Source organism: Marinilactibacillus psychrotolerans, from assembly GCF_900101525.1.
In the GTDB taxonomy this organism is placed as follows: domain Bacteria; phylum Bacillota; class Bacilli; order Lactobacillales; family Carnobacteriaceae_A; genus Marinilactibacillus; species Marinilactibacillus psychrotolerans.
Window position 1 is genome coordinate 16269 of sequence record NZ_FMZD01000027.1, and the last position, 11243, is coordinate 27511.

Sequence of the window (11243 nt, forward strand, 5' to 3'; positions counted from 1 at the left end):
ATGTATTTTTTATAAGATGAAAAGAAGGAAGGAGAGCATCATTGCAGACACAACTTCAGATTATGAGTACTTATACTTTATTGAAAAGTACTATAACTATCGACAAACTGGTTCAAGCTGCCAAAGAGCGTGGATACAAAGCGATTGCTCTTACCGATCACAATGTTCTATATGGTGCAATTGAGTTTTATGAAAAATCTTTAAAAGCTGGATTGAATCCCATTTTAGGGTTAACACTAGACATTGAATCATTAAGTGAGGAAGTGAAAACAGCTCGCATTGTCCTGCTGGCTAAGAATGAAGAAGGATTTAAAGAACTAATTAAACTATCAACTAAAGTAATGACTGATGAGAAACCTATTACTATGGAATACTTGAAAAGTGAATGTAATCAGGTTATTGCAATTACTCCCGGAGCTACAGGGGAAATAGAACAACTCTTACTATCAGGAGATTTTGAAAAAGCTGAAAATATAATAGATCAGTATAGTGAAGTGTTTGAAGCACTGTATTTAGGATACACATTTCAATCGTCACTTTCTCCTATTCAGCAGGATTTAATTAAACTTTCCGAACGTATTAATAGTAACCTGGTTGCATTTGATGCTGTGGAATATTTAGATAAGGAAGATGCGTTTGCGGCGGATGTTTTGAGAACCATTGGAGCAAATGAAATAATAGAACTAGACAAAGTTTTGGAACAAGAAAAGAGTCTGTTAAGCGCTTGGGATAGAACAAAGCAATATGAAGACGCTGGATTAACGAAACTTGCTAAAACAGCTGATCAAATCGCTTCTCAAATATCAATTAATTTAACACTAGGCAAACCGGTATTACCTAAGTTCCCGATTCCCAAAGGTAGAGAAACAGATGAATATTTATCTGAACTATGTCGACAAGCAGCAGATAAAAAAATTGGTGAGGTTACTTCCGAATATCAAAATCGACTTGAAAAAGAATTAACGATTATCTCAAAAATGGGTTTTTCTGATTATTTCTTAATTGTCTGGGATCTTATGAGATATGCTCATAGCCAGAAAATAATTACTGGATCAGGAAGAGGGTCCGCTGTGGGATCATTAGTATCTTACGTTCTAGAGATTACGGACGTAGACCCTATAAGATATGGATTGCTATTTGAAAGATTTCTAAATGAAGAACGTTATTCCATGCCGGATATTGATTTAGACTTTCCAGATAATAAAAGGGAACAAATTCTAGCTTATGTTAATAAGAAATACGGAACTCAACATGTAGCACAAATTGCAACGTTTGGAACATTCGCAGCTAAAATGGCTGTTAGAGATTCAGGAAGAGTCTTCGGATTGACGACTAAAGATTTAAAAAGATGGTCAGATGCAATTCCGACAAGTCTAGGTATGACATTAACGAAAGCACTAAAAGAGTCTTCCAAACTTCAAAGTCTGTTAAAAGAGTCAGAGCAGAATCGAAAGATTTATGATACAGCAAAAAAACTAGAAGGATTACCAAGACATGTTTCGACCCATGCTGCTGGAGTAGTTATATCTGATGAGCCATTAGTGAATTCTGTTCCACTTCAATTAGGAAGTGGAGAACTCTCTTTAACACAGTTTGCCATGGCGGATGTAGAAAAAATGGGATTGTTGAAAATGGATTTCCTTGGATTAAAGAATTTAACGATACTATCTGACTGTATCCAATTTGCGAATGTTCAGACGCATCAGTCTATCTCTCTTTCTAATATCCCGTTAAATGATCCCGAAACTCTAGACCTTTTTAAAAACGGAGATACTAATGGCATTTTCCAATTTGAATCTCCTGGTATTAAAAGAGTACTTCGAAAACTAGAGCCTTCTGATATAGAAGATGTAGTGGCTGTTAATGCACTCTATAGACCAGGCCCTATGGAACAAATTGATACCTTTATTGCCAGAAAAAAAGGAAACGAGGCAATCATTTATCCCCATGATGATCTTGAAGAAATTTTAAATGTCACCTACGGCATTATGGTCTATCAGGAACAAGTTATGAAAGTAGCTTCAAAGTTAGCGGGATATTCTTTGGCTGAAGCAGACATGCTGCGCCGAGCAATTTCTAAGAAAATCAGGAGTGAGATTGATACAGGACGAAAACAGTTTGTCAACGGGGCTATTAAAAAAGGATACACTGAAGAAACAGCAAAAGATGTTTATCATTATATAGAACAATTTGCTAATTATGGATTCAATCGATCTCATGCAGTAGCGTATTCGATGGTAGCTTATCAGTTAGCGTATTTTAAAGCACACTACCCAGCTGCCTTCTATGCAGCATTAATGAGAGCTTCTTCTAATAATAAAACTAAACTTCAAGAATATGTATTAGAGGCTAAAAAGCGTGGTGTTGAAATGATTGGTCCAGATATAAACTTGAGTAGTTATACATTTTCGATGTATAACGGATCGATTCTATTTGGTTTAGATGTTATAAAAGGACTAAGAAGAGATTTAATTTACTCTATATACAAAACCAGAAAAGATACTGGGCCGTATAAAGATATTATTGACTTTATTGGTAAGCTAGAAAATAAGTGGCGTAAAGAGACCTATATAAAACCATTAATTTTTGCCGGAGCGTTTGATCAATTGAACTATAATCGAGGAACAATTATGCATTCGTTAGAAGCCATTATAAATAGTGTTACTATGAGTAACGGCAATATGGAACTCTTTGAATCTTTATCACCGAAAATAGAACGAGTTGAAGATATTTCTCTTGAAGAGAAATTGGATCAGGAATTTGAAGTGACAGGATTTTATTTATCTAGCCATCCTAGTGAACAATATAATAAATATAGAGAAGCATTTAAGGCTGAATTTATAGCAGATGCAAAAGCAAATCGAATTATGAAGTTTATTGGGACAGTTAAAGCAATTAAAACTATCCAGACTAAAAAAGGAGAACCGATGTCATTTGTCGAATTGACAGATCAGACAGGTGTTTGTTCTTTAACTCTATTTCCTGAGCAACACCGAAAATATATCAAGCATTTTTCTAAAGGCGAAATCATTTTAGTGGAAGGTAAGGTAGAGAATGATCAAAAGGAAATTAAAATCCTAGTAAGAAAAATTGAAAATGTAAAAAATTTAAAAGAAGCGAAGCAAAATAAAAAGTTGTATTTGAAATTTAAATCGATTAGAGAAAATGAAGAACTCTTTCGTAATGTGCAGTCGATTCTTCGACTGCATCCAGGTGATGTTTCAGTGGTGGTCTTTGATGCAAGTACAGACCAAAAACATTTATTAAAAAGGACATACTATACAGATGGTACAAAAGAAGTAATAGATGAATTAAAGGAAATATTAGGTGAAAAAAAGGTTGTTTTGCAATAAATTGATAGAAAAACTGAGTTAGTTGCCATTTTTAAGAGACATAAATAGTAAAAAGTGATAGAATAATACTTGTATGGAAACTAGATGGATATGCAAGGATAGGTTCTGGTGTTGTAATTGAATGTAATATGTTCATTTCTGAGCTTTCCAAAGCAATTGATTCATCAGAAGTATAATATAGTTATAACTTTATAGGTTCTTAAAATATGTATTAGAGGTGAAAGATTGATATGAAACGTATTGGAGTTTTAACAAGTGGGGGAGATTCCCCAGGAATGAACGCTGCTGTTCGTGCTGTAGTAAGAAAAGCACTATACGAAGGTATGGAAGTTTATGGTATCAACTATGGATTTGCTGGATTGGTAGCTGGAGATATTCGCAAATTGACTCGTAGAGATGTAGGAGATATTATCCAAAGAGGAGGGACTTTCTTATATTCAGCAAGATATCCTCAATTTGCAACTGCAGAAGGACAATTAAAGGGGATCGAACAATTAAATCGTTTTGGTATTGAAGGTTTAGTTGTGGTTGGTGGAGATGGATCATACAGAGGAGCATATGCTTTAACTAAACGCGGCTATCCATGTATCGGTCTTCCTGGAACAATTGATAATGATATCCCTGGAACAGATTACACTATTGGATTTGATACAGCGATTAATACAGTTTTAGATGCCTTAGATAGAATCCGTGATACAGCAACTTCCCACGTTAGAACATTTGTCATTGAAGTAATGGGTCGAGATGCTGGAGATATAGCATTATGGGCAGGTGTAGCAAGCGGTGCTGAACAGATTATTATTCCAGAAAAAGGATTTGATATAACTGGAGTAGCAGATAATATTCGTGAAGGCAGAGAAAAAGGGAAAAAACACACTATTATCATATTAGCTGAAGGCGTAATGGATGGAAAAGAATTTGCTGAAAAACTGGATGCAATTGATAATTTCCATGTCCGTGTAACTGTACTTGGTCACGTACAACGTGGAGGATCACCTACAGCAAGAGATCGAGTGCTAGCGAGTCAATTTGGTGCTGGTGCTGTAGAGTATCTAAAAGCTGATAAGGGTGGATTATGTTTGGGACTTCGAAATGAAAAAATCGTAGCGCATGATATTGTAGATATACTAGACAATATGAAACACAAGCCAAATCTAGACCTGTACAAACTGAACAAAGAAATCTCGAGCTGATACTAAGCTTAGGCTATAATGGTGGAAAAGATTATCAGGGGATCTAAACATTTCTTTATATTATCTAAAAAACATAAAATGAAAGTGGGAGTTATTTTTTATGAAAAAGACAAAAATTGTTTGTACTATTGGACCGGCAAGTGAATCGGTAGAAACTTTAACAAAATTAATGGAAGCTGGAATGAACGTAGCTCGTTTGAATTTTTCACATGGTGATCATGAAGAGCATTTAGCACGTATTAAAAACATTCGAGAAGCAGCTGCGAAAACAGGAAAAATGATCGCGATCATGTTAGATACTAAAGGACCTGAAATCAGAACACATAACATGGTAGACGGTAAAATTGAAATCGTAAAAGGTAGCACCATTCGTATCTCAATGACTGAAGTTGAAGGAACTACTGAGAAATTTTCAGTGACTTATGCAGATTTGATTAATGATGTAAATCCCGGATCAAGTATTTTACTAGACGATGGTTTAATCAACTTGCAAGTGACAGATATCGATCATGATAAAGGGGAAATTATTACTACAGCACTTAATACTGGTGACCTTAAAAATAAAAAAGGGGTTAACGTACCTGGTGTTTCTGTAAATCTTCCTGGTTTGACTGAAAAAGATAGAAATGATATTAATTTCGGATTAGAAAATGATATTGATTATATTGCTGCTTCTTTTGTACGTCGCCCGTCTGATGTTCTAGAAATTACTGAAGTTTTAGAAAAAGCTGGGAAAACACATGTTCAAATCATTCCTAAGATTGAGAACCAAGAAGGTGTCGATAACCTTGAAGAAATTCTTAAAATTGCTGATGGATTAATGGTAGCACGTGGAGATTTAGGTGTAGAGATTCCAGCTGAAGAAGTACCAATCGTTCAAAAACACATGATCCGTATGTGTAATGCTGCTGGGAAACCAGTTATTACAGCTACCCAAATGTTAGATTCTATGCAAATTAACCCGCGTCCAACACGTGCAGAAGCATCCGATGTTGCAAACGCAATTTTTGATGGAACAGATGCAATCATGTTATCTGGAGAAACAGCAGCCGGAGACTATCCAGTAGAAGCTGTTCAAACGATGTATAACATTGCTATCCGTACGGAATCTGCATTAGTAGGTCAAGATGCTTATGCGCTTAAATCATATGATCAAGGTGATATGACTGAAGCAATTGGACAAGCAGTAGGACATACTGCTCGTAATTTAAAAATTAATACGATAGTAGCAGCAACCGAATCTGGACATACTGCTCGTATGATTTCTAAATTCCGTCCAAAATCAGATATACTAGCAGTTACTTTCTCTGAAGAAACTGCACGTGGATTATCACTTCAATGGGGTGTTATCCCAACGATTGCTGAGAAACCAACATCAACTGATGATATGTTTAATTTAGCAACTCAAACTACAATGGAAAAAGGGTACGCTAAAGAAGGTGACTTGATTATTATTACAGCTGGAGTCCCTGTAGGAGAACGTGGAACAACTAATGTAATGAAAATTCAATTAATCGGTTCTAAATTAGTCAGTGGACAAGGCGTTGGTTCAGAATCTGTTATTGGTAAAGCAATTGTAGCTTCTTCAGCCGATGAAGCAAATGATAAAGCGGTTGAAGGTGGCATTTTAGTTGTTCAAAATACAGACAAGGATTATTTGCCAGCAATTGAAAAATCTGCTGCTATTGTCGTAGAGCAAGGTGGATTAACTTCCCATGCTGCAGTGATTGGAATAGCAATGGGTATTCCAGTAGTTGTGTCAGCAGAAAATGCAACTGAACTAATCGTACAAGACGAATTAATTACAGTAGATGCTCGTCGAGGTATTATTTACCGTGGAGCAACTACAGCAATTTAATTTAACTTAAACCATAATTTGAGTGGGTTAAGTTTTGTAGTAATGAATTTGACGATGAGATAATATAAATCTTGGAATAAGTTGAATTTCAGATAGTCATGATTTATCTGAGATAGTAACAATAACTTTCTCTAAGATTATATCTCATCGTTTTTCTTTTAAAGTTCATAATTACTATAAAAAAAGGAGTGAGAATAAATGAATACGGGTAAAGTAATAACGGGTATGGTGACGGATAAGAATAATAAAGTGACATTTGTTCAAAATAATGGAATAACTTACCAAGTAGTATCAGAAAATTCAATCGATTTAACATTAGGACAAACGATCGAAGGGTTTGCCTATACTGACAAAGAGGGCAATCAATTATTTTCTTTGGAAATTCCTGAAGTCAGAGTTGGAAATTTTGGTTGGGGAGAAGTTATAGAGGTTAAACGAAGTTTAGGAGTTTTCGTAAACGTAAACTGGGAAAATAAAGATTTAGTTATCTCACTTGATGATCTTCCTAATGAGGGGCATTTATGGCCTAAAAAAGGTGACCGCTTATATGTTACAGTAAGTGTGGATGAACAGGAACGTATGTGGGGTAAACTAGCTGAGGAAGAAGATTTTTATGCAATCTCTAGAACGGGTCAAAAAGAATTTCATAATCAGGATGTAAGTGGACATGCCTTTAAAATGAAAAAAAGTGGAACCTATTTTTATATGGAAGATAATTATGTTGGCTTTATTCATCCATCAGAACGTGAAAGAGAACCAAGATTGGGTGAGCTAGTCAACGGACGTATAATAGGATTGAGAGAAGATGGCGTATATTATGTATCAATGATGCCAAGAGCTCATGAAGTATTAGATGATGATGCAGCAATGTTACTTGAAGTATTAAGACGTTCACCAAATCACAAGTTTGAATATCATGATAAAAGTGATCCGCAATCTATAAAAGATCACTTCGGGATTAGTAAAGGACAATTCAAACGTGCTATAGGACGTCTATTAAAACAAAAACTAGTTGAACAAGATACTACCGGTACTAAGTTATTAGAAGAAAATCAATTTGATAAGAGCTAGTTAAGGATGGATGGTTGTATCTTATGCTTTTCTAGATTATACTGATTATAATTAATTGGACATTTTAAGACAAGATTATAATTGTTTTTATTCTAAGGGGAAAGTTATGGAAAAATCAGATACAGCTATCCAAAAGATTAAACAAAGAATCTATAAAGCGGGTTATAAGTTAACCCCTCAAAGAGAAGATATACTTAAGGTAATATTAGAGAAAGAGCACTTAAGTGCAGAAGAAATATATTTGCAAGTTAAGGCAATAAATTCTGGTATAGGCTTAGCAACCGTATATCGTACTTTGGAATTATTAGGGGAACTAAATATAATCAATAAGCTAGCTTTTCAGGATGGCATTTCACGGTATGATATAAATAACAATGACCAACAGCATCAACACCACTATTTACTATGTTTAAATTGTGGTAAAATTGATGAAGTTGAACAGGATATGCTTACAGATGTAGAAAATGAAATTGAAAAAAATTATCACTTTAAAATAAAAGATCACCGTCTGACTTTTCATGGTCTATGTAATAAATGCAGGAAAGAATCTGAGGATTTAAATAAGGGGTAATGTACTGTGTCGATAGAGTTAAAAAAAGAATCATTAGAAGAATACCTTATCTTTTTAAAAATCGAAAGAGGACTTTCTAAAAATTCTATTGAAAGTTACCAACGAGATCTAAAACAGTATATTACCTATTTGGATCAAGAAAATATTAAGGGTTGGGATCAGGTAGATCGATATATTATTTTGAATTTTTTGGAAAATCAGAAAAACGGACTTAAATCTGATAATTCTCTTATTCGAATGATATCAAGCTTAAGAAGATTTCATCAGTTTTTAAAACAGGAAAGTTTAGCTGTTGAAGACCCAATGCTCTACATTGAAACGCCAAAAAAAGCACAAACTCTACCTAAAGTGATTTCCACCAATCAAATTGATATACTATTATCCATACCAGATATCTCTAATAAAATTGGAATAAGAGATCGGGCAATCTTAGAAGTTATGTATGCTACAGGCATCAGGATTTCTGAACTAGTAAACCTTAAATTAGAAGAATTACATCTTTCGATGAAATTGATTCAGACAATTGGTAAAGGAGACAAAGAAAGGATTTTACCAATTGGTGAACAAGGAATAAAATGGGTAGAATATTACTTAGAGTATAGTAGACCAAAACTAGAACGAAAAGCTGTACAGTCTTCACCTTATGTTTTCTTGAATATAAGAGGTACACAGCTTAGTAGACAAGGTGTCTGGAAAAAAATCAAGAAAATGGTTCAACAAGCAGGTATACAGCAAAATGTTACACCACATACTTTAAGGCACTCATTTGCTACTCATCTGCTGGAGAACGGAGCTGATTTAAGAGTAGTCCAAGAGCTTCTAGGACATTCCGATATCTCTACTACTCAGATCTATACTCACATTACAAAACATCGCTTGAAAGAAGTTTATGACACATATCACCCAAGAGCATAAATTATAAGGAAATTCAATTAAATAGTTGAAAAAATTCATTATAGGAGGAATTAGTATGAGTTACGAACGTATTCATTTAATCGTTATGGATTCAGTAGGTATCGGAGAAGCACCAGATGCAAAAGAATTTAATGATGAGGGCGCCCATACTCTCGGTCACATTGCTGAAAATACTGAATTGGATTTACCGAATCTTAAAACGTTAGGTTTAAGCAACATTGAAAAGATTAAAGGGGTCGAAGCAACTCCAACTAGCATAGGATATTATACTAAGTTGGAAGAAAGATCAGTCGGTAAAGACACAATGACTGGTCATTGGGAAATTATGGGGCTTCATATAAAAACACCTTTTAGAGTATTTCCAAATGGCTTTCCAGAAGAACTGATCCAACAAATTGAAGAACACACGGGTAGAAAAATTGTAGCGAATAAACCAGCTTCCGGAACTGCAATTATTGATGAATATGGGAAGCACCAAATGGAAACAGGAGATTTAATCGTTTATACTTCTGCTGACCCCGTACTTCAGATAGCAGCACACGAAGAGGTTATTCCACTAGAAGAATTGTATGAAATTTGTGAATATGTAAGAGAAATAACCAAAGATGATCCGTATATGATCGGTCGTATTATAGCGCGACCTTATATCGGTGAACCTGGAAATTTCACAAGAACAAGTAATAGACATGATTATGCACTCAGTCCATTCGGTCATACTGTACTAGATTCTCTTAAAGAAAATGGTAAAGATGTCATAGCAGTTGGGAAAATTGATGATATCTTTAATAGCCAAGGAATCACTGAAATGGTACGTACAAAATCTAATATGGATGGAGTAGATAAGCTGATTGAAGTCATGAGAAAAAATTTCAACGGATTAAGTTTTACTAATCTTGTGGATTTTGATGCTTTGTTTGGTCATAGAAGAGATGTGCAAGGGTACGCCAAAGCTTTAGAAGAATTTGATGCTAGGATTCCAGAAATTTTAAGCATGCTTGAAGAAGATGACTTATTAATTATAACAGCTGATCATGGAAATGATCCGACACATCCCGGTACCGATCATACAAGAGAATTTGTTCCTGTGCTATTTTATTCACCTAGTATGGAAAGCAACGGAGCTTTATCACAAGGGTACTTTGCCGATATCAGTGCTACAATAGCAGACAATTTTAATGTAGAGAGCACTGGATTTGGTACGAGTATCTTATCAGATTTAAAATAAGAGTATAAATTATCTACTGAGTAAAGGGGAATATAAATATGGATAGAGATTATTTAGATAGTATAGAGAAAGCTACAGATTATCTTAAAAGTAAAGGGATCAGTAAACCGACTGTAGGTCTTGTGTTAGGATCTGGACTTGGTGAACTAGCTGAAGAAACAAACGATCAAATTGCAATACCGTATACTGAAATTCCTGGATTTCCTATTTCTACTGTAGAAGGCCATGCTGGACAACTAGTATACGGCGAACTAGGTGGAAAAATGGTGTTAGCAATGCAAGGAAGGTTTCATTATTATGAAGGCTATTCACTACAAGCCGTTACTTTTCCTATTAGAGTAATGAAAGCCTTAGGAGTTGAAACGCTTGTTGTAACGAATGCTGCTGGAGGAGTGAATGCTAGTTTTAACCCTGGAGATCTTATGATCATTACGGATCACATTAATTTCACAGGGGCAAATCCGCTTATTGGGAAAAATGATTCCACTCTAGGGCCTAGATTTACCGATATGACTGAAGCATATGATAAGGATTACCAAAAAACACTGAATACATGTGCAAACGATCTTGGAGTATCTATTAAAGAGGGTGTTTACTTTGGACTAACAGGGCCAACGTATGAAACGCCAGCAGAAATTCACATGATTCGCAAATTAGGTGGAGATGCTGTAGGAATGTCTACAGTTCCCGAAGTTATAGTTGCTAACCATGCTGGGTTAAGAGTAGCTGGAATTTCTTGCATTACAAATTATGCCGCTGGAATGCAAAGTAATCTTGATCATGCTGAAGTAGTTGAAGTTACAACAAGAGTAAAAGAATCGTTTAAGTCTTTAGTCAAAGACTTTGTTTCAAAAGTTTAATAATACATTTATTAAAATTTAATAATGTAAAAAGATAAAGATGAACACTCCTCATCTTTATCTTTTTTTAAGAGAGAGTATCCAGTTAAGAGAAAAGAAGAGCTATGTGTAAAGTTTATGTAGGAAATGGAAAAAAATAGGGTAGACAAAAAGAAAGAAGACCCTTAATCTAGAATTTGCGGAAACTAGAGAGAAAG

8 protein-coding genes are annotated in these 11243 nt (G+C 34.9%); all 8 read left to right on the plus strand.

Features of this window, described 5'->3' with window-relative positions; all coding sequences use genetic code 11:
* Positions 1-41: 41 nt before the first annotated feature.
* The 8 genes from dnaE to BLT22_RS11225 all read left to right on the plus strand — a co-directional run bounded on the left by dnaE (position 42) and on the right by BLT22_RS11225 (position 11046).
* Positions 42-3353, plus strand: coding sequence for a DNA polymerase III subunit alpha (gene dnaE, locus BLT22_RS11190; protein WP_236048941.1), 3312 nt, complete (start codon positions 42-44; stop codon positions 3351-3353).
* 230 nt (positions 3354-3583) lie between these two features.
* Entirely contained in the window at positions 3584-4546 is a 963-nt protein-coding gene (pfkA, locus tag BLT22_RS11195; protein ID WP_091763324.1) for a 6-phosphofructokinase, read from the plus strand.
* A 100-nt stretch (positions 4547-4646) separates the two neighbouring features.
* Positions 4647-6404, plus strand: a complete 1758-nt coding sequence (pyk, locus tag BLT22_RS11200) for a pyruvate kinase (RefSeq protein ID WP_091763326.1) — start codon at positions 4647-4649, stop codon at positions 6402-6404.
* Positions 6405-6602: 198 nt separating this feature from the next.
* Complete coding sequence (locus BLT22_RS11205; protein ID WP_091763328.1) at positions 6603-7475, plus strand: CvfB family protein; 873 nt, start codon at positions 6603-6605, stop codon at positions 7473-7475.
* A gap of 106 nt (positions 7476-7581) precedes the next feature.
* The gene (locus BLT22_RS11210) at positions 7582-8046 is read left to right on the plus strand and encodes a Fur family transcriptional regulator (RefSeq protein WP_087058517.1); all 465 of its coding nucleotides are present in this window, start codon (positions 7582-7584) and stop codon (positions 8044-8046) included.
* Positions 8047-8052: 6 nt separating this feature from the next.
* Entirely contained in the window at positions 8053-8961 is a 909-nt protein-coding gene (gene xerD, locus BLT22_RS11215) for a site-specific tyrosine recombinase XerD (RefSeq protein ID WP_236048939.1), read from the plus strand.
* Positions 8962-9016: 55 nt separating this feature from the next.
* Positions 9017-10186: a phosphopentomutase gene (gene deoB, locus BLT22_RS11220; protein WP_091763330.1), complete on the plus strand. Its 1170-nt coding sequence runs from the start codon at positions 9017-9019 to the stop codon at positions 10184-10186.
* Between the two features lie 38 nt (positions 10187-10224).
* Entirely contained in the window at positions 10225-11046 is an 822-nt protein-coding gene (locus tag BLT22_RS11225; RefSeq protein ID WP_091763332.1) for a purine-nucleoside phosphorylase, read from the plus strand.
* Positions 11047-11243 lie beyond the last annotated feature (197 nt).

What these genes read in the sequence shown, in the direction of transcription:
- pfkA (WP_091763324.1), top strand. Translation starts at nt 3,584, where the DNA reads ATGAAACGTATTGGAGTTTTAACAAGTGGGGGAGATTCCCCAGGAATG.
- pyk (WP_091763326.1), top strand. Translation starts at nt 4,647, where the DNA reads ATGAAAAAGACAAAAATTGTTTGTACTATTGGACCGGCAAGTGAATCG.
- BLT22_RS11205 (WP_091763328.1), top strand. Translation starts at nt 6,603, where the DNA reads ATGAATACGGGTAAAGTAATAACGGGTATGGTGACGGATAAGAATAAT.
- BLT22_RS11210 (WP_087058517.1), top strand. Translation starts at nt 7,582, where the DNA reads ATGGAAAAATCAGATACAGCTATCCAAAAGATTAAACAAAGAATCTAT.
- deoB (WP_091763330.1), top strand. Translation starts at nt 9,017, where the DNA reads ATGAGTTACGAACGTATTCATTTAATCGTTATGGATTCAGTAGGTATC.
- BLT22_RS11225 (WP_091763332.1), top strand. Translation starts at nt 10,225, where the DNA reads ATGGATAGAGATTATTTAGATAGTATAGAGAAAGCTACAGATTATCTT.